We start from the raw sequence: 24451 nt of genomic DNA, 5'->3' as shown, positions 1-24451 counted from the left end.
CAGATGGGAAACACCATGGCCAAAGAAGCCGTCCTGATCCAGAACGCCCCCAAGCCCGCGGGCCCGTACAGCCACGGTGTCGCCGCGGCGGGGCTGCTGTTCACCGCCGGGTTCGGCCCGCAGGACCCCGCCACCGGCGAGGTCGTGCCCGGCGGCGTGTACGAGCAGACGCAGCAGGTGCTGCGCAACGTCCGCAGCGTGCTCGAGGCCAAGGGCGCCTCGTTCGACGATGTCGTCAAGGTGACCGCGCACCTGCAGCATCTCAAGCGCGACTTCGCCGAGTACAACCGCGCGTACGCCGAGTTGTTCGCCGAGCCGTACCCCGTGCGCACCACCGTGGGGTCGGACCTGTACGACATCCTCGTCGAGATCGACGTCGTCGCGGTCCTGCCGGGGGCGTGAGCGCGGTGCCGTCCGCACGCGACGCCCTCACGGGCGACGAGAAGGGCCTCCCCGCCCCCGCCGCCGGGGCGACGATCGCCGGGTTCCTCGCGCGCGAGCCGCGGCTCGCCGAGCTGTGGACTCCGCTCGTGGTGCTCGATCAGGCCGCGCTCGACGACAACATCGCGTTCCTCGCCGGCTGGGTCGCCGCGCGCGGCCTGGAGCTCATGCCGCACGGCAAGACGACGATGGCACCGGCGCTGTGGCATCGTCAGCTGGATGCCGGAGCCACCGGCATCACGGTCGCCACCCCCTCGCAGCTGCGCGTGGCGGTCGGTGCCGGCATCGCGGCCGTCATGCTCGCCAACCAGCTCGTGCAGCCGGAGGCGATCCGGTGGACGGCTGCCGCCGTGGCCGCCGGCACGCGCATCTGGAGCTGGGTGGACGACCCCGCGGCGGTCACGGGCATCGAGCGCGTCCTCGGCGGCGAGCCGGAGCACCCCCTCGAGGTGCTCGTCGACGTCGGGCGCGTCGGCGGGCGCACCGGCGCCCGCTCGTACGACGCGGCCGTCGCGCTGGCCGAGCGGATCGCTGCCTCGTCCGCGGTGCGACTGGCCGGCGTGGCGGGCTACGAGGGCTCCGTCGCACACGGGAGGTCGTCCGACGCGCTGGATTCGGCGCGCACGTACGTCGAGGAGCTGCTTGCTGTGCACGCCGCGCTCGCACCGCTGTACGACGACGGCGACATCCTCGTGACCGCCGGCGGGAGCGCGTACCCCGACGTCGTCGGCACCGCCTTCGCCGCCGCGGCAGCCGGCGGCGACACCGCGCGATTCGTGCTGCGGTCCGGCGCGTACGTCGTGCACGACCATGGCTACTACCGGGCCAACTCGCCGTTCGAGGCGGCCGGCCTGCGGCCCGCGGCCCGCGGCATCGCCCGTGTGGTGTCGCGGACCGAGCCGACGCTGGCGATCGTGGATGCCGGCAAGCGAGACTTCCCCTACGACGAAGGGCTCCCGCTCCCCCTGTACGCCGTCACGGCGTCGGGCGATCGCCACGCGCTGCCGGATGCCGCGATGACGAAGCTCAGCGACCAGCACGGCTTCGTGAGCATCCCGGCCGACTCCTCGCTCGCCGTCGGGGATCTCGTCGTGTTCGGGCTGTCGCACCCGTGCACGATGTTCGACAAGTGGCGTCTGGTGCCCGTGGTTCCCTCGCTCGACGATGACACCTTCGATCCGGCGACCGCCGTCGTCGTCGATCTCGTCGAGACGCGCTTCTGAGCCGAGCCGGCGGGTCGCGCCGGTCTCGAGCCGTCCGGGCTCAGGCGGGGCGGCCCGAGACCAGGACCGCGGCGTGCGTCACGATGACGCGCCCGTCGGCGCCAGACAATTCGCTCGTCACCCGTTCGTAGGCGTCTGCCATGCGCGCCCGCGTGGCGGCATCCTGCGCACGGTAGATCCCGCCCACGGTGGCCACGCCGCCCTCGACACCCGCCCACAGCCCGGCCGGCTCGAACGCGTAGTCCCACGCGATGACCCGCGCCCGCACGTCGGCGAGTCCGCCGTCGCGGAGCATCGCCGCCACGCCGTCGGCATCGCGGCCGAAGTCCTTGTCGGCGGGCAGCGTCTTGTCGGCGGGGCGATCGATCCCCACGGCATCCAGCACGGCGTCCCACATCGGGCGGAGCGGACTCGTGACGCCGTGCCAGACGGTCACGACGACCACGCCGTCCGGCGTGGCGACACGGGCGAGCTCGCGGGCCGACAGGCGCGCGTCGGGCACGTGGTTCAGCACGAAGTTCGCCGTGACGGCATCCGCGGTCCTGGGTTCGACCCCGAGCCGCGGCAGCGTGCCGAGCGCGAAGGGCAGGCCGGGGTGCAGCCGACGGGCGGTCTGCAGCATCGACTCTTCGGCATCGACGCCGGCGGCGTTCCACCCGCGGGCGGCGGCGGCCGCAGCCACCGTGCCCGGTCCGGTGCCGACGTCGAGCAGCACCCTGCCGTCGGTGCGGGCCTCGGCCTCGTCGAGCACGGCGTCGACGGACCCCGCGCACAGCGCGGCGAACGACGCGGCGTAGGCCTCTCCGACATCGGACCAGTCAGCCACCGGTGTTCCCCTCCGTCGCCGGTCGTCGTGACGCGCGCCACCCCAGCGGTGCCATGAGGACCGATGCCGCCACCAGGACCATGACGACCAGCGCCAGCCCGCCGTAGCCGATCCAGCCCAGAAGGCCGCCGGCGACGATCGCACCCGCGCCGCCGACGATGCTCATGGTGAAGTCGCTGATGCCCTGGCGCCGGGTGCGCAGATCTTCGGACGAGGACTCGACGAGAAGCGTCGCGCCGGCGACCGTCGACGCGCTCCAGCCGAGCCCGAGCAGGACGAGGGCCACGGTCACGGCGACGGTGGAGTCCTGACCGAACGAGGCGGTGAGCAGCGCGGCGGCGAGCAGCGCCTGACCCACGAGGATGGTCGGCACGCGCCCGACGCGGTCGGAGAGGATGCCGAACACCGGCGAGAGCGCATACATGCCGGCGATGTGCAGACTGATCGTGAGCCCGATGATCGACAGCGTCGCGGCGTCCGAGTCGCCGTGGGTCAGGTGCGTGAGATGAACCGGCGTCATCGCCATGATCGACACCATCGTGCCGTGTGCGGCCGCCACCGCGAAGATCGCATAGCGCGCCGCGACGGGCCGGTCGGCGCGGGCGATGGCGCGGGCGGCCGCGGGCGTGCTCGCGGTGACCCGCTGCGCCAGCAGCAGCGGGTCCGGCCGCATCAGGACGGCGTACAGCACGATCGCGAGCGCCTGCGCGACGATCGTGAAGAGGTAGGGCCCGGTCAGCGCAGGCATGCCGACGGCATCGCCCAGCACCTCGCCCGGCCCCACGAGGTTCGGGCCGAGGACGGCGCCGATCGTGGTCGCCCACACCACGATCGACAGATCGCGCCCGCGCGAGGCGTCCGTCGCCAGGTCGGCCGCCGCGAAGCGCGACTGCAGGTTGGCGGCCTGCCCGGCGCCGATGATCGCGAAGCCGACCAGCAGCAGCGGGAACGCCTGCAGCCCGACGGCCACGATCACGAGCGCCACGCCCGCGAGGGCGACCGCCATGCCGGTCGTGAGCGAGAGCCGCCGGCCGCGACGGCGGGCGATCGCGGCGAGCGGGACGGCCGTCAGCGCCGTACCGAGGGTGATGGATGCCGCTGCCAGCCCTGACAGCGATTCATTGCCCGACAGCTCCGCGGCGAGCACCGCGCCCAGCGACAGGGTGGCGCCGAACGCCAGACCGCCGAGCACCTGGCCCAGCGACAGCACCCAGACGGTGCGGCGCTGGACGCGGGCGACCTCGTCGACGGTCGGAGCGAGCGGAAGGCCGGCCATCGCGCCTTCGTCAGCTGTCGGCACAGGCCCCGGCGTCACGCGTCCCGAGCCCCGCGGTCCGCACTTCCCGTCCCATGATTGGCATCCCTGGCACTGTTGCGCAGCGTCCCGAGCCCCGTGATCTCGACCTCGACGGTGTCGCCCGCGACGATCTGCCCCACGCCGGCGGGCGTCCCGGTGAGGATGACGTCACCCGGAAGGAGGGTGAACGCGGCGGACGCGAACGCGATCACATCGGCGAGCGAGAAGATCATGTCGCTGATGGGTCCCTGCTGGCGCACCTCTCCGTTGAGCCGCGTCGTGATGACGGCGTCGCCGGCGGGGTCGAAGTCGGTCTCGATCGCGGGTCCGAGCGGGCACGAGGTGTCGAACCCCTTGGCGCGCGCCCACTGACCGTCGGTCTTCTGCCAGTCCCGCGCGGTCAGGTCGTTGGCGATCGTGTAGCCGAACACGTACTCCAGCGCATGCTCGGCGGGCACGTTCTTCGCGATGCGGCCGATGACGGCCGCCAGCTCGCCTTCGAAGCTGATGAAGTCCGAGCCTGCGGGCAGCACCACGGCGTCGCCGGGGCCTACGACCGACGTGTTCGGCTTGAAGAACAGCATGGGGGCGGCGGGCACGTCGTTGCCGAGCTCGGCGGCGTGGTCGCGGTAGTTGCGGCCGACCGCCACGATCTTCGAGCGCGGGATGACCGGTGCGAGCAGCGCCACGTCGCCGAGCGGCACGCGCTCCCCCGTCGTGTCGTACCCGGCGAACATCGGGTCGCCCGCGAGGACGACCAGCTCGCCCTCGTCGACGATCCCGTATCTGATGGCGTCGTTGTGGCTGAAGCGCGCGATCCTCACGCACTCACCCTAGCCGTACCCCCGGACGCGCGAAGCCCCCGCGGGACCGGCCCGCGGGGGCTTCGCGACACGTCTCGCGGTCAGGCGTCCAGACGCACCATCCAGCCGTGGCGGTCCTCGACGCGGCCGTACTGGATGCCGGTCAGCTCCTCGCGCAGCGACAGCGCCAGCTCGGCCGACGCGTCGCCCTCGTGCACGATCTCGTAGTCGTCGGCGATCAGCTTGCCGATGGGCACCACGACGGCGGCGGTGCCGCATGCGAAGGCGCCGACGATGGCTCCGGATGCCGCGCCCTCGCGCCACTCGTCGATCGTGACCTTGCGCTGCTCGACGGTGAGCCCGCGGTCCTGGGCGAGCTGCAGGATCGACGCGAGCGTGATGCCCTCGAGGATGGACTCGGACTCGGGGGTGATGAGCCGGCCGTCGTCGGTCACGAGGACGAGGTTCATGCCGCCGAGCTCCTCGATGTACGAGCCGTCGAGGAAGAGCACCTGCTGGCAGCCCTTCTCGTACGCCTCCGTCTGCGGCAGCAGGCTCGACGCGTAGTTGCCGCCCGTCTTGGCAGCGCCCGTGCCGCCGTGGCCGGCACGCGCATAGCGCGTGGACAGGGCGATGTTCACCGGCTGGACGCCGCCGGTGAAGTAGGCGCCGGCCGGGCTCGCGATCAGGTAGTAGGCGACCTTCTTGGCGGCCCGCACGCCCAGGAAGGCCTCCTTGGCGAACATGAACGGGCGCAGGTACAGGCTCGTCTCGGGGGCGGAGGGCACCCAGGCGCCGTCCACCGCGATGAGCTGGCGCAGCGACTCGAGGAAGTACTCCGCCGGCAGCTCGGGCAGTGCCAGGCGACGCGCCGAGCGCTGCAGACGTGCGGCGTTGCGGTCGGGGCGGAAGGTCCAGATCGAGCCGTCGGCGTGGCGGTACGCCTTGAGACCTTCGAAGATCTCCTGCGAGTAGTGCAGCACGGCCGCCGCCGGGTCCAGCGGGATCGGACCGTACGGCTGCACGCGGGGGCGGTGCCACCCGCCCTTCTCGGACCAGCAGATGTCGACCATGTGGTCGGTGAAGTGCTGGCCGAAGCCCGGATCGGCGAGGATCGCCTCGCGCTCGGCGTCGGGCGTCGGCTCGGCGTCGGGAAGGACGTTCCAGACGAGGCCGGAGGCCGAGGGCGCTTGCAGGTGGAGTTCGGTGGTCATGGGTGCATCCTTCGTCGGTGCGGCGACGTATACAGGTTAAGCCGAGAGGCGGGCGGCGATGGCGTCGCCGATCTCGGTCGTCGTCCGGGGCGCCGAGCCACGGGCGGCGATGTCCTCCTCGACGGCGATCGTGACGCGCTGGGCCTCGTCACGCAGCCCGAGATGGTCGAGCAGCAGCGAGACGGAGAGGATCGCGGCCGTGGGATCGGCCTTCTGCTGGCCTGCGATGTCGGGCGCCGAACCGTGCACGGGCTCGAACATCGAGGGGAACGCGCCGTCGGGGTTGATGTTGCCCGAGGCGGCGAGGCCGATGCCACCGGTGACGGCGCCGGCCAGGTCCGTGAGGATGTCGCCGAAGAGGTTGTCGGTGACGATCACGTCGAAGCGGCCCGGGTTCGTGACCAGGAAGATGGTGGCCGCGTCGACGTGGAGATAGTCTACGGCGACCTCGGGGTGCTCGGCGGCCACCGCGTCGACGATGCGCTGGTAGATGCCGCCCGCGTGGACGAGCACGTTGGTCTTGTGGACCAGCGTCACCTTCTTGCGCCGGCGCTCCGCGAGGTCGAACGCGTAGCGCACCACTCGCTCCACGCCGAACGCCGTGTTGACCGATGTCTCGTTGGCGATCTCGTGCGGCGTGCCGGTGCGGATGGACCCGCCGTTGCCGACGTACGGGCCCTCGGTGCCCTCGCGCACGACGACGAAGTCGATGTCGCCCGGCTCGGCGAGCGGCCCGGGGACGCCCGGATACAGCTTGGACGGACGGAGGTTGACGTAGTGGTCGAGCGCGAACCGCAGCTTCAGCAGCAGCCCTCGCTCGATGTTGGCGTCCTTGAGGCGCGGATCGCCCGGCACTCCCCCGACCGCGCCGAGCAGGATCGCGTCGTGCTCCGAGATGGCCTGCAGGTCGGCATCCGTCAGCGTGTCGCCCGTCTCGAGGAAGCGCCCCGCGCCCAGCGAGAAGCGCGTCGGCTCGAACCGCACGTCGCTGCCCGACACGGCGGCATCCAGCACCTTCTCCGCTTCGGCGATGACCTCGGGACCGATGCCGTCACCCGGGATGACGGCCAGTTTCACGACACGCGACATGGTGCTCCTACGACTTCTGGCGGGACTCTCCCAGGGTAGTGGCCGCGATGACCCCCGCGATCACGACGAGGGCGGCGCCGATCAGCGCCGTCACCGTCACACCGGCGTCGAACGCCGAGGCGGCAGCCTCGAACAGCGCCGTCCCGGTGGACCCGCCGATGCCGTCGGCGACGTGCACCGCGCCGGCGAGGGTCTCGCCGGCGGCGTCCGCCGCGGCGTCCGGAACACCCGCGGGGATCACCAGGTTCGCGCGATAGAGGGCGGTGAGGATGCCGCCGAGCACGGTGGTGCCGAGCACGGCTCCGAGCTCGTACGCCGTCTCGGACACCGCGCTGGCCGCGCCCGCCTTGGCGGGTGGCGCACTGGCGAGCACGAGCTCGTTCGAGACCGTCTCTGCCGCGCCGATGCCGATGCCGAGCGAGACGAAGGCGGCCACGAGCGCGGCGATGCTCTCGGGGCTCGTCGCGAGGGCGACCGTGACATATCCGGCCACGGAGAAGACCAGTGCCACAGGGATGACCACGCGAGCAGGCCACTTCTTCGAGATCGGCACGACCGCCAGACCCGACACGATCATCATGACCAGGCCCGGAACGAGCGCCAGACCCGCCTGCAGCGGGGTCAGTCCCACGATCAGCTGCAGGTGCTGCGCCACGAAGAACAGGAAGCCGACCAGGGCGACGACGCTGAGGAGGTTGACCAGCAGCGCACCGGTGAAGGTGCCCAGCCCGAACAGCCGCATGTCGAGCATCGGCTGGGCCGCCCGCAGCTGCCGGCGCACGAACAGCACGCCGAAGCCGAGGCCGAGCAGCGCCGGGAGCCAGGCGCTGACGCCGAATCCGTGCGCGGCGAGCTCCTTGATGCCGTAGACGATCGGGATCATCGTCGCCATCGACAGCACGATGCTCAGCGGGTCGATCCGGCCGGGGTGGGGATCACGGCTCTCGGGCACGAGCAGCGGCGCGAGGATCAGGAGCGGGATGAGCACCGGCACCGACAGCAGGAACACCGAGCCCCACGAGAAGTGCTCCAGCAGCAGCCCGCCGACGATGGGGCCGAGTGCGGCGCCGGCCGAGAACATGGCCGCCCACACCGCGATGGCCAGACGCCGCTGGTCGCGGTCCGTGAAGATGCTGCGCAGCAGTGACAGCGTCGACGGCATGAGCATCGCGCCGAACACTCCCATGCCCGCGCGCGCGGCGATGAGCAGGGCGGCCGTGGGCGCGAAGGCGGCCAGCCCCGAGACGGCCGCGAACCCGGTCGCGCCGATGAGCAGCATGCGCCGGCGGCCGAACCTGTCGCCGAGCGTTCCCATCGTCACCAGCAGGCCGGCGAGGACGAGCGGGTAGGCGTCGATGATCCACAGCTGCTGGGTGCTCGAGGGCTCGAGGTCCAGCGCGATCTCGGGCAGCGCGAAGCTCAGCACCGTGTTGTCGACCGAGACCAGCAGCACAGGCAGCATGAGCACGACGAGCGCCGCCCAGCCGCGCCATCCGACCTTCCGGCCCTGGGCATCGGCGAGCGAGAGTTCTTGAGTAAGAGTCATCATTTCTATACCGTCCAGCCGGTATAGTATCAGGATGCCGCAGCCGCTGTCGATAGCATCGACGCCATGAGCCGCCCTCCCCTGGCCCGCGAGAAGGTGCTCGACGCGTTCGAGCGCATCCTCATCGAGGACGGCGAGCGTGCGGCGACGATGGATGCCGCCGCCCGCGCTGCGGGGGTCTCCAAGGGCGGCCTGCTGTACCACTTCAGCACCAAGGAGGCCATGGAAACCGGCCTCATCGCGCGGCTGGCAGAACTGGTCGACGCCGACCTCGCGGCCATCGCCGCGGCGCCCGAGGGGCCGGTCGCCTACTTCCTGCGCTCGTCCGTGATGGACGACGAGCCCCTCGACCGCGCGATCATCGCCGCCTCACGGCTCGCGCAGTCCGGCAACGCCGCCGCGATCACGGCACTGCACGACATGCGCTCCCGCTGGGAGGATGCGCTGCGTCCGCACACGCGCGACGCCGCCGCCCTCGATCTCGTCATGCTCGTGAGCGACGGGCTGTACTTCAACAACGCCCTCGGCGGTGATGCGCCCCTCACGAAGGTTCCCGACGGCGCAGCCCTCGACGCGCTCGTGGCGCTCGTCGAGCGCACCGTGCGCGACTGAGTGCTCAGCGCGACCAGTCGACGCACACCACCCGGACGAGCGGCGGATTGACGAGGCGCTGCGTCCGCACGCAGCGTGCCGCCGCCTGCTGCCCGCTCTCCGCGCGCAGGCGCTGCGCCATCCGCTCCAGCCAGGTCGGTGGCGAGCCGGCGCCGAGCCCGGCATCCCCGGCAGGCCCATCCGTGATCCGCACGCCGTGGCCGGACGCCGGCTCCTCTGCCGTCGGGTCCTCCCCCACGACCTCGGCGACCGTCGGCGTCGGCTGCGGCATCCTCTCGTCGCCTCGGGCCGCGCATCCGCTGACGACGAGCATCATGCCGAGCGCGACCGCCGCGCCGGACCCGCACCGCGTGCGCATGACCGATCAGCCCCCTGTCCTGCCGATCCTCGTGGACCGGTGAGACAAGGGTGTTCGGCGGCGGTATCCGCGGAGAGCCGCGCGATACTCGCCGGGTACTCGCGCCCGGCGAAGAACGGATGCCGTCAGCCCGCGCCGCGAGCGGCGACGGGCGACGGCATCCTGTCGTTCGTCAGGACTCGGTGATCTCGATCTGGCGGAACAGGTCGGCGTCGATGGCCGCGCGCACGTCGTCGAGCAGCCCGTCGGGCACCGGCGAGTCCACGGTCAGCACCGACAGCGCCTGACCGCCGGCCGTCTGGCGCGCGATCTGCATGCCGGCGATGTTGATGCCCGCCTCGCCGAAGCGCTGACCGTAGACCGCGACGATGCCGGGCCGGTCGGTGTACAGCATGACGATGTGGTTCGTCTCGATCGGCAGCTCGATCGCGTAGCCGTTGATGCCCACGAGCTTCTCGACCTGCTTGGTGCCGGTGAGCGTGCCCGAGACCGACAGCTGCGAGCCGTCCGAGAGCGCACCGCTCAGCGTGATGACGTTGCGGTACTCGGGGCTGTCGTCGTCGACGAGCAAGCGCACCTCGACGCCGCGCTGCTCCGCGAGCAGCGGCGCGTTCACGTACGAGACGGTCTCGCTGACGATGTTGGTGAAGACGCCCTTGAGCGCCGCGAGCTTCAGCACGCTGACGTCGTACGCCTGCAGCTCGCCGTGCACCTCGACGTCGAGGCTCGTCAGCGGCGAGTGTGCGAGGGCGGCGAAGATCTGGCCGAGCTTCTCGACGAGGGGGATGCCGGGACGCACGTACGGGTCGATGACGCCGCCCGCGACGTTCACGGCGTCGGGCACGAGCTCGCCACCGAGGGCGAGGCGCACCGACTTGGCGACCGAGACGCCCGCCTTCTCTTGCGCCTCCTCGGTCGACGCGCCGAGGTGCGGCGTGACGACGACGTTCGGAAGGCTCAGCAGCGCCGCGGCTGTGCCACCGTCTGCGGGCGGCTCGGACGTGAACACGTCCAGGCCGGCGCCGGCGATCTCGCCCGTGGTGAGGGCGGTGTGCAGGGCAGCCTCGTCGATCAGCCCGCCGCGGGCGACGTTGACGACGTAGGCCGTCGGCTTCATGATCCGGAACTGCTCGGCGCCGATCATGCCGGTCGTCTCGGGCGTCTTCGGCATGTGGATCGTGACGAAGTCGCTCTGCGCGAGGAGCTCGTCGAGCGTCAGCAGCTGCACGCCGAGCTGCTGCGCCCGCGCGCTCGTGACGTACGGGTCGTAGGCGACCACCTTCATGTCGAACGCCTGCAGGCGCGCCGCGATGAGCGCGCCGATGCGGCCGAGGCCGATGATGCCGACGGTCTTCTCGAACAGCTCCGTGCCGGTGTACGAGCTGCGCTTCCACGCGCCGCCCGCGAGCGACGCATGCGCGGCGGGGATGCGGCGAGCGAGGCTCAGGATGTGGCCGACCGTGAGCTCGGCGGCCGAGATGATGTTGGAGGTCGGCGCGTTCACGACCATGACGCCGGCGGTCGTGGCCGTCTTGATGTCGACGTTGTCGAGGCCGACGCCGGCGCGCGCCACCACCTTGAGCACGGGAGCGGCCGCGATCGCCTCGGCGTCGATCTTCGTCGCCGAGCGGATCAGCACCGCGTTCGCCTCGGCGAGGGCCGACAGCAGCGCGGGCCGGTCGGTGCCGTCGACGCTGCGCACGTCGAAGTCGGGACCCAGGGCGTCGATCGTGGCGGGAGAGAGTTCTTCGGCGATCAGAACGACAGGCTTCGTCACGGTGTTCCTTCGGTGACTGCGCGCGAGCACGCGGTATTGCTCGGAATGAGGATCTGCCGCGCCGCACGCCGTCGGGGGCGAGGCCTCTTCCAGCCTATCGCGGGTGTATGCACACCTCCGACCGTGTGACGGCCGGTCTCGTGAGGGCTCAGCCGACGAGCGACGACGTGTTCAACGTCGTGTAGGCGACGACGTTCAGCCAGAAGACGGCAACGAGCCCCAGTCCGGTGAGCATCACGAGGAACAGCTCGTGCGCGGGGCGCCGGAAGCCGATGGCGAAGGCTCCGGCCCACACCAGCAGGGGGAAGACTGCTGCGAAGATCCACACGAACCACCCGAGCCCGTTGAGCGACAGGTCGTTGTCGCCCAGGAAGCCGACGGTCTCGACGAGGTTGCCGATCGCGTTCCACACCGCGTACGCGTAGAACAGGCCCACCAGACCCGAGATCGCGGCCACGAGCCAGGTCGGCGCCGCGCGCCGCACGGGTGCCGGCGTGACGGCATCCTCGTTCTCGCCATTCAGTGCAGCGTCGCCGCTCATTGCCCCACCGCCCCGATCAGCACGAAGGGCCACGGCACCAGCAGCACCACGCCTGCGGCGAGCCACGCGAACCGCACCCACGCGCGCGAGAGGCGCGTGAGGAGGAACACCGTCGCGAACCACAGCACCGGTGCCAGCACCGCCAGCCACAGGCTCCCCCGATACATCGCGTCGCTGACGAGGAACGGGCGCCAGTCCTGCAGGCGCAGTCCGCCGATGATCCAGCCGATGGCGAACAGCGCGTACACGCCGCCCAGCACCCCGACGCCGATCAGCTCGCCGTTGCCCATGGGGCCGCGCTGCGCGGCCGTCGCGGCCGGCGTGACCGCCGCTGGCACGACGGCCGAGGCGCCGACCGTTTCGCTGCCCCTGCCGACGGCGGTGAAGCCGTCCGGCAGGCTCGTGGCGGCCGGCGCGTCGACGTCGGCAGGGTCCGCCTCGGGCTCGGAGGCGTTCTCGGCAGCGGTGTCGCCCGAGGCTCCGACATCGAGTGTGGGGTCGTCGTCGCCGTCCCAGGACAGGGCGTCGTCGTCGCGGCCTTTCGTCACGGCTCCAGCGTAGTGCGCGGACGCGGTCGGATGCCGCGCCCCGCCGGTGCCGTACGCCGGGGTGCGGCATCCCTCGTCTCAGTCGAAGAGCCTCACCATCAGGCCGTGCCAGGTCTGCGGACCCGCGATCCCGTCCGCAGGCGGGAAGAACACCTGCTGGAACGACCGCACGGCGGCATCGGTGAGCGGCCCGAAGTCGCCGTCGACGGCCAGGCCACCCGCGAGCAGTGTCTGCAGGGCCCGCACGGCCTCGCCGTGATCGCCTTGGCGCACCGCGACGATGAGGTGCGGCCAGTCGAGCTGGCCGAGCGTCGTCGAGATCTCGACCGCACGCAGAGTCTGCTGGAAGGCGCGCGCCGCCTGACCGCTGACGGGGCCGAAGACGCCGTCGGCGACGATGGTCGCGCCGTGCGCGCGCAGCAGATGCTGAGCGGCGAGCACACGCCAGTTGGTGTCCTGCGTGGCGCCGACCTTCACGAGGGCCCAGGGCTGCGGTCCCGGCGTGAAGGTGCTGAAGAACGACCACGTCTCGCGACCGGCCACACCGTCCTGGGTGAGTCCCCACGACTCCTGGAAGAACCGCACGTGCTCGGCCGTCACGGGCCCGTACGAGCCGTCCACGACCAGCGCGTCGTCGCCCGGCCAGCGCAGCAGCCCGAACTGCTGCACCGCGCGGACCGCGTCGCCCGTCGACCCCTGCTGCACCGGGACCACGAGCTTCGGCCAGGTCACCGGCCCCACGATCCCGTCGGCGGGCGCGATGCCCTGAGCCGTCTGGAACGCCGCCGCGGCGGCGGCGGTCGCGGGTCCGTAGATGCCGTCGACGACCACCGCGTGTCCGCGCGCCCTCAGCAGATACTGGATCCCCGGCACGATCGGCGCGGTCGACCCGACCCCGATCGTGCTCCACGGTTCGACGTTCATAGCGGCTCCTCATCTCGATGTCTGCGGGAGCAGGTGCCCCGTGAGTCAGAGAGGGACCGCGCCGGATCATTGATACGTCAGACGCGCGAGGGCGGGATGCGAGAATGCCGCAGACCGGGCGTCAGCCGGCGCTCAACGCGCCGCAGCCACCGCCGCGGCGACGGTCGCCGCATCGGTGACGTCGTGCCCGGCCGAGCCGCCGCCCGGCCCAGACGGCGCATCGTGGCCGGCCCGCGATCGGGCCGACAGATGGACGGCGTCCACCCCGGCCGCGAACAGCGCGGCGACGTCGGCGGGCTGCACGCCGCCGCCCGCCATCACCTCGACGCCGCCGGAACGCGCTGCGAACGCCGCGAGCGCCTCCCGCCCGTCGATCGAGCGCGGTGCTCCCCCGGACGTCAGCACGCGATCGACCCCCTCTGCCACGAGCGCATCGAACACCGCGGCGGGATCTGCGGACGCGTCGATCGCGCGGTGGAAGACGAGCGTCGCCTCGCCCGCGGCATCCCGCCAGCGACGCAGCGTGTCGACGTCGAGCCCGCCCGATGCGTTCAGCGCGCCGACCACGACCCCGCCGGCGCCGCGCTCGACGCACGCGCGGATGTCGGCGGCCACGACGGCGGTCTCGTCGGCGTCGTACACGAACCCGCCGCCGCGCGGACGGACCAGGACGTTCACCGCCGACGGCTCGACCGCGGCGAGCACGGCCTCCAGAAGGCCGAGTGAGGGCGTCAGGCCGCCGGCCTCGAGGGCCTGGCACAGCTCCAGGCGCGCGGCGCCGGCCTCCATCGCGATGCGGGCCCCCGCGGGGTCCTGGACGGCGATCTCGACAGGGCGCAGTGCGGACATGCGCTGAAGCCTACCGGCGGGGCCGTAGGCGCCGCTTCGCCCCGCGGCCGCCGCGGCGGTGCGCCGCGGGGCCCGCCGCTCCCCGTCTGCGGCGGGACCCTGCGATCACGAGAAGCGCGGCCGACGGGGCGGGGCGAAGTGCTCGCGCAGCCACACCCCGAGTCCGGTGTGCGCGTGCACCTCGGGCCGCTCGGGGGTCAGACGCGTTCCGCGGTCGGCGACGGTGCGCCGGCTCTCGTGTTCGCGGTACAGCGTGGCCGTCCGCTCGCGGTGGATGCGGTCGGCCAGGGTCAGGGTGGTGGCGTCCATGGCCTTTCCTTTCCTTCGGGTTCGCCGGGTCTCGGCGTTGTGCTCAGTGGTGAGCGGACCGGAGTCCGCAGTGATACATCGCGGGTCCGGTCAGCGGAACAGCATCGACGAGCGGGCCGAGCCGCCGCCGTGGCCGCCGCCGTCGCCCGAGACGGCCGAGGCCGTGATCGCGGCCGCCGCGAGCACCGTGGCGACGACCGCTCCGATGACGGCGAGCCCCGCGCGGCGCATTGTCGTGGTGGCGTTCATGATGGCTTCCTTTCCCTGGACGGCAGCGGCCCCTCCGCGATGCCGTGATCCGAGGTTCGCCGGCGCCGGTATCCGTCCGCGGACCCCGCGGTACTCATCCGGTACTCGTCGCCGGGTGCGCCCGTTGACGCAGCGCCCGGGGCATCCCACACTTTCTGCATGGCCATCAGGGTGCTGGGGCCGCTCGATACGGGGAACGAGCACGCCCTGAGCCCGCGGGAGCGGGCGGTGCTCGCCGCACTGATCGTGTGCGCGGGACGCGCCGTCGCGCCCGGCGAGCTCGCCGAGGCGTACTGGGGCGAGGCTCCGCCGCGCACCTGGCCTCAGCAGGTGAAGACCTCGGTCGCCCGCATCCGCTCCGGCCTCGGAGCGGCGGCAGTGGTCACCCGGGGATCGGAGTACGCGCTCGGAATCGACCCCGCGACGATCGACGCGTTCGAGTTCGAGCGGCTCGTGTCCGCCGCCCGGCTGCAGTCGCTCCACGAGGAGCACGACCGCGCGATCGACGCGTACCGTCGTGCGCTGGCGCTGTGGCGGGGGCGGCCGTACCCCGAGCTCGCCGACTGGGAGCCGGCAGCCGTCGAGTCGGAACGGCTCGCCGAGATCCGCGACAGCGCGGAGGAGGAGCTGCTCGAGGCACGGTTGGCCGATGGCGAGCACCGCGCCGTCATCGCCGACGCCGAGCGCCTCGTGAGGGCGCGCCCGCTGCGTGAGAACCGCTGGGCCGTCCTCGCGATGGCCAACTACCGGGCCGGGCGTCAGGCCGAGGCGCTGGCGACCGTGCGCGCCGCGCGCGAGCGGCTGGCGGACGAGCTGGGGATCGACCTCGGCGAACGCCTGCGGACGCTGGAGGCTGCGATGCTGCAGCAGGATCCGGCGCTCGCGGCGGTGCGGACACTGCACCGGGTCAGTGACAGCTGCCCGTATCGCGGGCTGTCGGCGTTCTCGTCCGCCGACGCGGATGAGTTCTTCGGCCGCGAGTCCGACATCGCCGCGATCCGCGACCGCGCGCGGCCCGGCTCGCTGACCACCGTCGTGGGCGCGTCCGGCTCGGGCAAGTCGTCGCTCGTCCTCGCGGGCGTCGTCCCCCGCATCGCAGAGGGACGACGCCTCGCCGTCGTGGCGGCGGGCCGCGACACCGCGGTCGAGCTGCGGGCGCGGATGTCGAGGCGCGGCGTCGCGGACGTGATCGTCATCGACCAGTCCGAGGCGGTGTTCCAGCTCGACCCGCCGGAGCGCGACGAGTTGTGCGCCATCGTCGCCGACGCGCTCGCCGGCGGCGCGACCGTGCTGATGACCCTCCGCAGCGACTTCCTCGATCGGGCCACCGGCCTCCCCCGCATCGGCGCGGCCGTCGGCGGCGGGGTGTACGCCCTCGGGCCGCTCTCGGTCGAGGGCCTTCGCGCGGCCATCGAGCGGCCCGCTGCTCGCGCCGGGCTGCGGCTGGAACCGGGGCTGGTCGAAGTGATCATGAGGGATGCCGGCGATCGGCGTGCGACGCTCCCCCATGTCTCGCACGCCCTGGTCGAGACGTGGCTGCGCCGCGAGGGCGCGACCCTCACGGTGGCCGGTTACGAGGCGTCAGGCGGGATCGCCGGCGCCATCGCACAGTCGGCTGAGACGCTCTACCGCTCGTTCGAGCCGGACGAGGCCGACGCCTGCCGCGCGCTGATGCTGCGGCTCGTGCAGCGCGGGCCGGACGGCGCATCGGTGCGCCGCATCGCACACCTCGAGCCGCTGATCGCCGACCCGACCCGTCGGCGGGTGCTCGACCGGCTCGTCGCGGCGCGCCTGCTCACGGTCGACGGCGACCGCGTCATGGTCGCGCACGAAGCCGTCGCAGGCGCCTGGCCGCGGCTGGACGGGTGGCTCGAGCGGGACGCCGCGAACGCGCGCGTGATGGCCCTGGTCGCCACGACCGCCGAAGTGTGGGACTCCGACGGACGACGCGATGAGGATCTGCTGCGCGGTGCGCGCCTGCAGGCCGCGGTCGAGTGGGTCGAGGCATCCCATCCTGATCTCACCGAGTCCGAACGCGCGCTCGTCGAGGCCTCGACCGCGCGCGAGCAGAACGAGATGCGCGCTCTGGCCGACCAGGCCGCGCACGAGGCACGCAGCAACCGCCGGCTGCGCGGAGCCCTCGCGGGCGCCGCCGTCCTGCTGATCGTCGCGCTCGTGTCAGGCGGCGTCGCCGCGGTGCGCGGCCGCGAGGCGGCCACGTCGGCAGCAGACGCGGCGGCGTCCGCCGAGGACCGCCTGATCGAGGCGGTCACGGCCCGGTCGGTCTCGCTGCGACCCACCAACCGCGACATCGCGGCGCTCATGGCGGTCGCCGCCGCCCGCCGCTGGCCCGACGACGTGCGCAGCCGTGCCGCGCTGATGAGCACGCTGACCGGTGCCGGCGCCGTCACGGGGATCACGTATCTGGATGGGATCGACTGGCGCGCCGGGATCGCCCCCATCCCCGGCACCGACGAACTCGCCGTGGCGCGCGGCACCACGCTCAGCGTGTATGACGGCACGTCCGGCACGGTCAAGCGCCGCATCACCGACGACCTGGTGGCGAGCGACGACGTGGTGCGCCCCTGGGTGCGCGTGAGCGCGGACGGCTCGACGATCGCCGTGCTGCAGCACCGCAGGAACGACCTCGGCCTCGTCGACGACGACGAAGAGGTGATGCACTTCTTCGACACCGCCACGGGCCGCCCGCACGGCGCGCCCATCCCGGTGGACGTCCGCAGCGAGATGTTCACGCTGACCGCTGACGGCCGGTACGCGACCTGGGCCACGCCGGGGACGCTCGCCGTCGTCGATCGCGACACGGGGGCCGTGCGCACGCTCGCCGGGCTCGCCACGGGGGATGTCGACGAGGGAACGCTGGCGACTTCGGCTTTCCTCCCCGACGGCCGCGTCATCGTCGGCACCGCCGACGGCGTCATCGACGTCGTCGACCCCGCCGCGATGACGGTGCAGTCCAGCTTTCCGGGTCGTCCCGGCTTCGTCGGATGGGCGGTGGTCGTCACCGCCGGCGGGCTCGTCGCGTCGATGGGCGCGTCGGGCGTGTCGGTCTGGGATGCCGCCGGCACCGAGCTCTGGCATCGCCCGGACGAACGCCCGGACGAATGCACGCGCCTGGCGGCGTCGTCGCTCAGCGACGTCGTGGCGTGCGGCGACGAGACCGGCACCGTGCAGGCGTGGCGCCTGTCGACGGGCGAGCGCGTCCTCGCGCCGACGTCGTATCAGCTCGGCGGTTCCGGCGACCTCGCCTTCGTGGACGGCGGGCACGAGCTCCTGCTGCTGAGCGCGATCGCCCCCGCGGTCGGACATCTCCGTCTCGACGGAGCGGGACCGTCGAGCCGGCTGATCGCCCAGGGCTACACCCCGGACGGGGGGCTGGACGAAGACGGGAAGCGGATCCTCGTCGAGGCGCTGCGCAACTGGACCGATGAGGCGACCCCGCCGGCGTTCGCGGTCTGGGATGTCGCGACGGATCAGCCTCTGCTGCGCATCCCCGATGACATCATCGATCCCTATGAAGGTGTGCTGGTGGGTCTGAGATGGCTCGGCGACGAGCACGTGCTCACGTGGTCGTCCGTCGTCGACGCCGACGACGTCGAGCACTTCACCCCACACGTCATCGATGTCGCCACCGGCCGCTTCGTCCCGCACCAGCTGCCACCCGAGACGCAGGATGTCTTCCCCTCCGCGGTCGACGGCCGGCTCCTGGCGGTGCTCCGGCCCGACAACGATGTGGTGCCGATCGACGTGGCCACGCTCGCACCCGTCGGTCCACCCGTCCACGCGCCAGACTGGATCCTCACGGCCGGTGACACGGCCGACGGCGAACGCATCGTCGTCACGTACATCTCCGACGCGCAGAGCCAGGCCGAGACGAGCGTCTACGACGCGGCCTCCGGCGCCCTCCGCGACACGGGGCTGGCCACATATGTCTCATCGATCGCACTTCCGGACGGCGAGATCATCGCGTCGAATCTGCAGAGCGTGAGCCGGTTCGACGAGGACTTCGCCCGGCTCAGCGGCGTTCCCATTTCGATCGGAGGGATCCTCGCCTATTCGGCGTCCCACGACGCCCGGACGATCCTGTTCTTCAACCAGGGTCCCGGTATCGCGGCGCTGTACGACAACGTCGGCGGACTCGCGCTGGGCGATCGGCTCGCCACGCCGGGGCCGGGCAGGTCCTCGCTGGCGGGCGACGGTTCGGCGTTGGCGCTGGCCGGCAGGGACGGGGTGATCGTGTGGCGTCTGTCGCCGGATGCGCAGCTGGGGGCCGCCTGCCGGCTCGCCGGCCGTGAACCCACGGCCGACGAGTGGCAGACGCACCTCGGCGATCTGGGCGCGCAGCACCCGCTCTGTGAGGGCGTGCTCGCTCCCCTGGCGACCGGCTAGAAGACCGGCGTGCCCGCCCGCACCAGCTGCCAGTTCACGACGTGGAAGTCGGCCGGGTCGATCTCGCCCGCCGCCGACGCGAACGCGACGATCGCCTCGCGGATCGCGACCTGAGCGTTGTACACGACCGGTGCCGTGGCGATGTGCGGGAACCCGCCGCCGCCGGACTGGCGGTAGTTGTTGACCGCGACGACGAACTGCTGGTCGGGCGCCACGGCGACGCCTCCGTAGGCGAGGTTCAGGATGCGGAATCCCTGATCCTGTGAGATGTCGACGTCGTAGGTCACACCCGAGAACTGGTCGTAGTTGTAGTCGGGCGTGTTCAGCGCGTTCGTCCACGTCTCGGGCACGACCGGCGCATCGGGCGCGACCTTCTGGAAGTACTTCGCCGAGTACTCGAGGTAGTCCTTGATCTGCGCGCCGGTGAGGACGGAGGCCATGAGCGTGTTGTCGTAGATGTAGAGCCCGGCCACATCCTTGATCGTCACCTGGCCGGCCGGGAAGGTGGCCGCGCGGTTGAAGGGCGCCGCGATCGAGATGACCGGGAGGGATGCCTCGGGCGTGCCCGCGATCGCCTGCGTGACGGTCTCGACCTGCACGTGGTTCACGTAGTCGAGGATCGCGGTGTCCTTCCAGCACGACTCCGCCGCCGAGAGCACCTCGGTGGAGGTCGCGACCGCGGTGTTCACGTAGGCGACGACCGCGTCGTGCTGCGCCTTCACGACCGCCACCAGCGCGGGGTCGTCCTCGACCGTGTTCGCGTTGACGGAGTGGGCGGACTTCGAGACCACCTTCCACGTCCCCCGCGAGAACGCGAGGTCGAGATCGAAGACGCTGAGCCGCTGCCCCCATTTGGCCGGCTCGCTCATGACCACCTGCTGACCCGTCTGCGTGTTCGTGACGAAGACCTCGGGCTTGTCCAGATGCGCGTGTCCGAACAGGATCACATCGATGTCCGGCACCTGCTCGGCCAGGAGCCCGGCCGCGTTCTCGACGGGCAGATCGCTCCCGTACGACGACAGGCCGCTGTCGCCGGCGTGCACGCTCACCACGATCACGTCGACGCCGCGGCGGCGCATCACCGGCACCCAGCGCGCCGCCGTCTCGACGACGTCGAGCACGTCCACGCGGCCGCTGACGTTCGCCTTGTCCCAGATGACGACACCGGGGTTGGTGAGGCCGAGGACGCCGACGCGGATCGCGGGCAGCCCGGGACCCGCGTGCATGTTCTTGATGACGAACGGCTCGAATCGCGGCACCGTCGTGCCCGCGTACACGGCGTTCGCCGCCAGCGCCGGAGCGTCCAGCTGCGAGATCCAGTTGTCGAGGAAGTCGAGCCCGTAGTTGAACTCGTGGTTGCCGAGCGCGACGGCGTCGTAGCCGATCGCGTTGAACTGCGCCGCCATCGGGTGGATCGCGCCGGTGGTCGTCACCGGCTCGACCGTCGCGTAGTAGAACCCGAGGGGCGTTCCCTGGATCGTGTCGCCCGCGTCGAACAGCAGGGTGCGCTCGCGGCCGACGTCGGCGCGCACCTGGTTGACCAGGCTCGACACGCGGGCCAGGCCGATCGAGTTCTTCGCGCTGTCGGTGTAAGCGGCGTCCTTGTAGTAGTCCCAGTTGAGCGCGTTCGAGTGGATGTCGGACGTGCCCATGATCGCGATCTTGACGACCTTCTCGCCCGGCGCGGCGACCGCCTTCGGGGCGGCTCCCCAGCCGGCGGCCGCGAGCACGCTCGCCGCCGAGGCGCCGACGAGCAGGGTGCGGCGGCTGATGCCGGACCGCGGTGGGTCATCCGTGAGCGGGGTGAGGTCGTCGGATGCGTGGTCAGGCATGTGTTCTCCCATGGCGAGGATCACACCACGCGCGGGCCGCCCGCGACAAGAGGTCGACGATGAGGAAACTCTCAGCAATCCGCGAACACCTGGTGACACGCAGAAGACCCGGCCCCCGCGGACGGGAGCCGGGCCTTCTGGACAGCGTTCGGGTCAGCGCGCGGCCGAGCCCTCGATGTAGTCCTCGTCCTGCTGCTTCCACGCGAACAGACCGCGCAGCTCCTTGCCGACGGACTCGATCGGGTGCTGCGCCTCCTTCTCACGCAGCGCGAGGAACTCCGGCGCGCCGGCGTCCTGGTCGGCGATGAAGCGCTCCGCGAAGGCACCCGACTGGATGTCGGCGAGCACAGCCTTCATGTTCTCCTTGACGTGCGGGTCGATCACGCGGGGACCCGAGACGTAGTCGCCGTACTCCGCAGTGTCCGAGATCGACCAGCGCTGCTTGGCGATGCCGCCCTCCCACATGAGGTCGACGATGAGCTTCAGCTCGTGCAGCACCTCGAAGTACGCGATCTCGGGCTGGTAGCCGGCCTCGGTGAGCGTCTCGAAGCCGTACTGCACCAGGTGCGACATGCCACCGCAGAGCACGGACTGCTCGCCGAACAGGTCGGTCTCGGTCTCTTCGGTGAACGTCGTCTTGATGACGCCGGCACGGGTGCCGCCGATCGCCTTGGCGTACGACAGTGCGGTCGCCCACGCGGTGCCCGAGGCATCCCGCTCGACGGCGATGATGTCGGGGATGCCGCGACCGGCGACGTACTCGCGACGGACGGTGTGACCCGGGGCCTTCGGGGCGATGAGGATCACGTCGACGCCCTCGGGCGCGTCGATGTAGCCGAAGCGGATGTTGAAGCCGTGCGCGAACGCGAGCGTCTTGCCCGCGGTCAGCTTGTCCTTGATCGAGTCCGAGTAGATCGCCCGCTGGTGCTGGTCGGGCGCGAGGATCATGATGACGTCGGCCCACTCGGTCGCGTCGGCGACCGACTTGACCTCGAAGCCCTCGTCCTGCGCCTTCTCGGTGGACTTCGAGCCCTCCTTGAGGGCGATGACGACCTCGACGCCCGAGTCGCGAAGGTTCTGGGCGTGCGCGTGGCCCTGCGAGCCGTAGCCCACGATCGCCACCTTCTTGCCCTGAATGATGCTCAGGTCGGCATCGGCGTCGTAGAAGATCTCAGCCATCTTCGTGTTTCTCCTTGATGTTGCGGTTTGGGAAATCGGGATGCCGCGCACGGCGGCTCGGATGGATCAGCCGCGCAGCACGCGCTCGGTGATGCTCTTTCCGCCGCGACCGATCGCGACGAGGCCCGACTGGGCCAGCTCCTTGATGCCGAACGGCTCGAGGGCGCGCAGGAAGGCCTCGACCTTGCCCTTGTCGCCGGTCACCTCGACCACGAGCGCGTCCGGGGCGTAGTCGACGATCTGCGCACGGAAGAGGTTCACGACCTCCAGCACGTTGGAGCGGGTCTGGTTGTCGGCGCGCACCTTGATGAGCATGTGCTCGCGCTGCACCGACCCTGCCGGGTCGAGCTCGACGATCTTGATCACGTTGATCAGCTTGTTGAGCTGCTTCGTGACCTGCTCCAGGGGCAGCTCGTCGACGTCCACGACCACCGTGATGCGCGAGAGGCCCGGCACCTCGGTCACACCCACCGCGAGCGACTCGATGTTGAACCCGCGGCGGGCGAACAGTCCGGCGACGCGGGTCAGCAGACCCGGCTTGTCCTCGACGAGGAGGCTCAGCACGTGACTCGTCATGTCTCAGTCCTCCTGCTCTGCGAAGGCGGGCGAGTGGTCCCGCGCGTACTGGACGTAGCTGTTGCTGACGCCCTGCGGCACCATCGGCCACACCATGGCGTCGGCGCTCACCACGAAGTCGATCACGACCGGCCGGTCGTTCGTCTCCAGTGCGGTCTTGATCGCGGCATCCACGTCCTCCTCCTTCTCGACGCGCAGCGCGAGGCATCCGTAGGCCTCGGCGAGCTTGACGAAGTCGGGGATGCGGACCGTGCCGTGGCCGGTGTTGAGGTCCGTGTTGGAGTGGCGTCCGTCGTAGAACAGCGTCTGCCACTGCCGCACCATGCCCAGCGACGAGTTGTTGATGATCGCGACCTTGATCGGGATGTTGTTGATCGCGCAGGTGGCGAGCTCCTGATTGGTCATCTGGAAGCATCCGTCGCCGTCGATCGCCCACACCACGCGGTCGGGTTCGGCGACCTTCGCGCCCATGGCGGCCGGCACCGAGTAGCCCATCGTTCCCGCGCCGCCCGAGTTCAGCCAGGCATTGGGCCGCTCGTACTTGATGAACTGCGCGGCCCACATCTGGTGCTGGCCCACGCCCGCGGCGTAGATGCCCTCGGGACCGGTCAGCTCGCCGATGCGCTGGATCACGTACTGCGGCGACATCAGGCCGTCGGTGGGCTGCGAGTACCCGAGGGGGAACTCGTCACGCAGGCCGTCGAGGAACGACCACCACTCGGTGATGTCGGCCGTCGTCTCCGCCGCCGCGACGCGGTACGCCGCGTCCAGGTCGACGAGGACGTCCTTCAGGTCGCCCACGATCGGCACGTCGGCCGTGCGGATCTTCGAGATCTCGGCGGGGTCGATGTCGACGTGCACCACCTTGGCGTGCGGTGCGAACAGCGACGCCTTGCCCGTGACGCGGTCGTCGAAGCGCGCGCCGAGTGCCACGATCAGATCCGACTCCTGCAGCGCCAGCACGGCCGGCACGGTGCCGTGCATGCCCGGCATGCCGAGGTGCTGCGCGTGCGAGTCGGGGAACGCGCCGCGCGCCATCAGCGTGGTCACCACGGGGGCGCCGGTCGCCTCGGCGAGCGTGCGGAGCTCGTCCGACGCCTGCGCGCGGATGACACCGCCGCCGACGTACAGGACCGGCTTCCTGGCCTCGGCGATCAGCTGCGCGGCCGCCTGGATCTGCTTGCCGTGCGCCTTCGTCACCGGGCGGTACCCGGGCAGATCGATCTTCGGCGGCCACACGAAGGGCGCCTCAGCCTGCTGCGCGTCCTTCGTGATGTCCACCAGCACCGGGCCCGGACGGCCCGTCGCGGCGATCTCGAACGCGGCGGCGATCGCCCCGGGGATGTCTTCCGCACGCTTCACGAGGAAGGAGTGCTTCGTGATCGGCATCGTGATGCCGACGATGTCGGCCTCCTGGAAGGCATCCGTCCCCATGAGGGTCGAGAAGACCTGGCCCGTGATGCACACGATCGGGACGGAGTCCATGTACGCGTCCGCGATCGCGGTCACGAGGTTCGTCGCGCCGGGGCCGGACGTCGCGATCGCGACGCCGACGCGTCCGGACGCCGCGGCATAGCCCTCCGCGGCGTGGCCCGCACCCTGCTCGTGCCGGACGAGGATGTGGCGGACCGACTCATCGTCCATGAGCGGGTCGTACACGGGCATGATCGCGCCGCCGGGAAGACCGAAGACGTCGGTCACCCCCAGCAGATCGAGGGAACGGACGACCGCCTCCGCGCCCGTGAGCACGGGCGTCGAAGCGGTGCGGGCTGGCGGCCGCGGAATGGCGGCGGTGTCGGCTGACATGAAGGGATCCTCTGATTCCTGTCGGAGGGGATGTCGGAAGCCAGC

22 protein-coding genes are annotated in these 24451 nt (G+C 71.4%); 4 read left to right on the top strand and 18 right to left on the bottom strand.

The genetic code is table 11. The features are described from left to right. The first annotated feature begins 15 nt into the window (after nucleotides 1-15). The gene (locus FB391_RS09985; protein ID WP_141894260.1) at nucleotides 16-402 is read left to right on the top strand and encodes a RidA family protein; all 387 of its coding nucleotides are present in this window, start codon (nucleotides 16-18) and stop codon (nucleotides 400-402) included. 5 nt (nucleotides 403-407) lie between these two features. After that, nucleotides 408-1664: a type III PLP-dependent enzyme domain-containing protein gene (locus FB391_RS09980; RefSeq protein ID WP_141894259.1), complete on the top strand. Its 1257-nt coding sequence runs from the start codon at nucleotides 408-410 to the stop codon at nucleotides 1662-1664. Nucleotides 1665-1704: 40 nt separating this feature from the next. Here the strand turns inward: FB391_RS09980 and FB391_RS09975 are convergent, their stop codons facing one another. The 6 genes from FB391_RS09975 to FB391_RS09950 all read right to left on the bottom strand — a co-directional run bounded on the left by FB391_RS09975 (nucleotide 1705) and on the right by FB391_RS09950 (nucleotide 8442). Further along, on the bottom strand, nucleotides 1705-2490 hold the full coding sequence (locus FB391_RS09975) for a class I SAM-dependent methyltransferase (RefSeq protein ID WP_141894258.1): 786 nt from the start codon (nucleotides 2488-2490) through the stop codon (nucleotides 1705-1707). Then, nucleotides 2483-3766 (bottom strand): MFS transporter, encoded by a 1284-nt coding sequence (locus tag FB391_RS09970; RefSeq protein WP_141894257.1) that lies wholly within the window; start codon nucleotides 3764-3766, stop codon nucleotides 2483-2485. Before FB391_RS09970 ends, FB391_RS09975 begins: the two co-directional genes overlap by 8 nt. Before the next feature lie 35 nt (nucleotides 3767-3801). Further along, nucleotides 3802-4611 carry a fumarylacetoacetate hydrolase family protein gene (locus FB391_RS09965; protein ID WP_141894256.1) on the bottom strand — a complete coding sequence of 270 codons (810 nt, stop codon included), beginning with the start codon at nucleotides 4609-4611 and terminating at the stop codon, nucleotides 3802-3804. 80 nt (nucleotides 4612-4691) lie between these two features. Further along, entirely contained in the window at nucleotides 4692-5804 is a 1113-nt protein-coding gene (locus FB391_RS09960) for a branched-chain amino acid aminotransferase (RefSeq protein WP_141894255.1), read from the bottom strand. Between the two features lie 36 nt (nucleotides 5805-5840). After that, complete coding sequence (locus FB391_RS09955) at nucleotides 5841-6893, bottom strand: 3-isopropylmalate dehydrogenase (RefSeq protein WP_141894254.1); 1053 nt, start codon at nucleotides 6891-6893, stop codon at nucleotides 5841-5843. A 7-nt stretch (nucleotides 6894-6900) separates the two neighbouring features. Continuing rightward, entirely contained in the window at nucleotides 6901-8442 is a 1542-nt protein-coding gene (locus tag FB391_RS09950; protein WP_425462945.1) for an MFS transporter, read from the bottom strand. Between the two features lie 63 nt (nucleotides 8443-8505). Here FB391_RS09950 and FB391_RS09945 point away from each other — a divergent pair, with 63 nt between their 5' ends. Then, nucleotides 8506-9051 carry a TetR/AcrR family transcriptional regulator gene (locus FB391_RS09945; protein ID WP_141894253.1) on the top strand — a complete coding sequence of 182 codons (546 nt, stop codon included), beginning with the start codon at nucleotides 8506-8508 and terminating at the stop codon, nucleotides 9049-9051. A 4-nt stretch (nucleotides 9052-9055) separates the two neighbouring features. Here FB391_RS09945 and FB391_RS09940 read toward each other — a convergent pair whose 3' ends face one another. The 8 genes from FB391_RS09940 to FB391_RS19680 form a co-directional block, all read right to left on the bottom strand. Beyond that, nucleotides 9056-9409, bottom strand: coding sequence for a hypothetical protein (locus tag FB391_RS09940; protein WP_141894252.1), 354 nt, complete (start codon nucleotides 9407-9409; stop codon nucleotides 9056-9058). Between the two features lie 172 nt (nucleotides 9410-9581). Next, on the bottom strand, nucleotides 9582-11186 hold the full coding sequence (serA, locus tag FB391_RS09935) for a phosphoglycerate dehydrogenase (RefSeq protein ID WP_141894251.1): 1605 nt from the start codon (nucleotides 11184-11186) through the stop codon (nucleotides 9582-9584). Nucleotides 11187-11334: 148 nt separating this feature from the next. Continuing rightward, entirely contained in the window at nucleotides 11335-11727 is a 393-nt protein-coding gene (locus tag FB391_RS09930; RefSeq protein ID WP_141894250.1) for a bacitracin resistance protein, read from the bottom strand. Next, nucleotides 11724-12275 carry a DNA polymerase III subunit gamma/tau gene (locus FB391_RS09925; protein ID WP_141894249.1) on the bottom strand — a complete coding sequence of 184 codons (552 nt, stop codon included), beginning with the start codon at nucleotides 12273-12275 and terminating at the stop codon, nucleotides 11724-11726. Before FB391_RS09925 ends, FB391_RS09930 begins: the two co-directional genes overlap by 4 nt. A gap of 78 nt (nucleotides 12276-12353) precedes the next feature. Next, nucleotides 12354-13199, bottom strand: a complete 846-nt coding sequence (locus tag FB391_RS09920; protein ID WP_141894248.1) for a peptidoglycan-binding domain-containing protein — start codon at nucleotides 13197-13199, stop codon at nucleotides 12354-12356. 132 nt (nucleotides 13200-13331) lie between these two features. After that, nucleotides 13332-14048, bottom strand: a complete 717-nt coding sequence (locus tag FB391_RS09915) for a copper homeostasis protein CutC (protein ID WP_141894247.1) — start codon at nucleotides 14046-14048, stop codon at nucleotides 13332-13334. Nucleotides 14049-14153: 105 nt separating this feature from the next. Next, nucleotides 14154-14357 (bottom strand): hypothetical protein, encoded by a 204-nt coding sequence (locus tag FB391_RS09910; RefSeq protein ID WP_141894246.1) that lies wholly within the window; start codon nucleotides 14355-14357, stop codon nucleotides 14154-14156. Between the two features lie 90 nt (nucleotides 14358-14447). Continuing rightward, the gene (locus FB391_RS19680) at nucleotides 14448-14606 is read right to left on the bottom strand and encodes a hypothetical protein (protein ID WP_185843027.1); all 159 of its coding nucleotides are present in this window, start codon (nucleotides 14604-14606) and stop codon (nucleotides 14448-14450) included. 159 nt (nucleotides 14607-14765) lie between these two features. Here FB391_RS19680 and FB391_RS09905 point away from each other — a divergent pair, with 159 nt between their 5' ends. Beyond that, nucleotides 14766-19013 carry an nSTAND1 domain-containing NTPase gene (locus tag FB391_RS09905; protein WP_141894245.1) on the top strand — a complete coding sequence of 1416 codons (4248 nt, stop codon included), beginning with the start codon at nucleotides 14766-14768 and terminating at the stop codon, nucleotides 19011-19013. Here the strand turns inward: FB391_RS09905 and FB391_RS09900 are convergent. The 4 genes from FB391_RS09900 to FB391_RS09885 form a co-directional block, all read right to left on the bottom strand. Continuing rightward, a complete protein-coding gene (locus FB391_RS09900) occupies nucleotides 19010-20845 on the bottom strand; it encodes a bifunctional metallophosphatase/5'-nucleotidase (RefSeq protein ID WP_246093447.1) in 1836 nt (611 codons plus the stop codon). The genes FB391_RS09905 and FB391_RS09900 overlap by 4 nt on opposite strands. Nucleotides 20846-20998: 153 nt before the next feature. Next, the gene (gene ilvC / locus FB391_RS09895; protein WP_141894243.1) at nucleotides 20999-22024 is read right to left on the bottom strand and encodes a ketol-acid reductoisomerase; all 1026 of its coding nucleotides are present in this window, start codon (nucleotides 22022-22024) and stop codon (nucleotides 20999-21001) included. A gap of 66 nt (nucleotides 22025-22090) precedes the next feature. Then, entirely contained in the window at nucleotides 22091-22600 is a 510-nt protein-coding gene (ilvN, locus tag FB391_RS09890) for an acetolactate synthase small subunit (protein ID WP_141894242.1), read from the bottom strand. A gap of 3 nt (nucleotides 22601-22603) precedes the next feature. Then, nucleotides 22604-24406 carry an acetolactate synthase large subunit gene (locus FB391_RS09885; protein ID WP_141894241.1) on the bottom strand — a complete coding sequence of 601 codons (1803 nt, stop codon included), beginning with the start codon at nucleotides 24404-24406 and terminating at the stop codon, nucleotides 22604-22606. Nucleotides 24407-24451: the final 45 nt, after the last annotated feature.

The organism is Microbacterium kyungheense (assembly GCF_006783905.1).
Lineage (GTDB): Bacteria > Actinomycetota > Actinomycetes > Actinomycetales > Microbacteriaceae > Microbacterium > Microbacterium kyungheense.
The sequence above is the reverse complement of the archived record's forward strand: the minus strand, read 5'-3'. Positions and strand labels throughout refer to the sequence as shown.

What these genes read in the sequence shown, in the direction of transcription:
- FB391_RS09985 (WP_141894260.1), top strand. Translation starts at nt 16, where the DNA reads ATGGCCAAAGAAGCCGTCCTGATCCAGAACGCCCCCAAGCCCGCGGGC.
- FB391_RS09970 (WP_141894257.1), bottom strand. Translation starts at nt 3,766, where the DNA reads ATGGCCGGCCTTCCGCTCGCTCCGACCGTCGACGAGGTCGCCCGCGTC.
- FB391_RS09960 (WP_141894255.1), bottom strand. Translation starts at nt 5,804, where the DNA reads ATGACCACCGAACTCCACCTGCAAGCGCCCTCGGCCTCCGGCCTCGTC.
- FB391_RS09955 (WP_141894254.1), bottom strand. Translation starts at nt 6,893, where the DNA reads ATGTCGCGTGTCGTGAAACTGGCCGTCATCCCGGGTGACGGCATCGGT.
- FB391_RS09950 (WP_425462945.1), bottom strand. Translation starts at nt 8,442, where the DNA reads ATGATGACTCTTACTCAAGAACTCTCGCTCGCCGATGCCCAGGGCCGG.
- FB391_RS09945 (WP_141894253.1), top strand. Translation starts at nt 8,506, where the DNA reads ATGAGCCGCCCTCCCCTGGCCCGCGAGAAGGTGCTCGACGCGTTCGAG.
- FB391_RS09940 (WP_141894252.1), bottom strand. Translation starts at nt 9,409, where the DNA reads ATGCGCACGCGGTGCGGGTCCGGCGCGGCGGTCGCGCTCGGCATGATG.
- FB391_RS09930 (WP_141894250.1), bottom strand. Translation starts at nt 11,727, where the DNA reads ATGAGCGGCGACGCTGCACTGAATGGCGAGAACGAGGATGCCGTCACG.
- FB391_RS09920 (WP_141894248.1), bottom strand. Translation starts at nt 13,199, where the DNA reads ATGAACGTCGAACCGTGGAGCACGATCGGGGTCGGGTCGACCGCGCCG.
- FB391_RS09915 (WP_141894247.1), bottom strand. Translation starts at nt 14,048, where the DNA reads ATGTCCGCACTGCGCCCTGTCGAGATCGCCGTCCAGGACCCCGCGGGG.
- FB391_RS09910 (WP_141894246.1), bottom strand. Translation starts at nt 14,357, where the DNA reads ATGGACGCCACCACCCTGACCCTGGCCGACCGCATCCACCGCGAGCGG.
- FB391_RS19680 (WP_185843027.1), bottom strand. Translation starts at nt 14,606, where the DNA reads ATGAACGCCACCACGACAATGCGCCGCGCGGGGCTCGCCGTCATCGGA.
- FB391_RS09905 (WP_141894245.1), top strand. Translation starts at nt 14,766, where the DNA reads ATGGCCATCAGGGTGCTGGGGCCGCTCGATACGGGGAACGAGCACGCC.
- FB391_RS09900 (WP_246093447.1), bottom strand. Translation starts at nt 20,845, where the DNA reads ATGCCTGACCACGCATCCGACGACCTCACCCCGCTCACGGATGACCCA.
- ilvC (WP_141894243.1), bottom strand. Translation starts at nt 22,024, where the DNA reads ATGGCTGAGATCTTCTACGACGCCGATGCCGACCTGAGCATCATTCAG.
- ilvN (WP_141894242.1), bottom strand. Translation starts at nt 22,600, where the DNA reads ATGACGAGTCACGTGCTGAGCCTCCTCGTCGAGGACAAGCCGGGTCTG.
- FB391_RS09885 (WP_141894241.1), bottom strand. Translation starts at nt 24,406, where the DNA reads ATGTCAGCCGACACCGCCGCCATTCCGCGGCCGCCAGCCCGCACCGCT.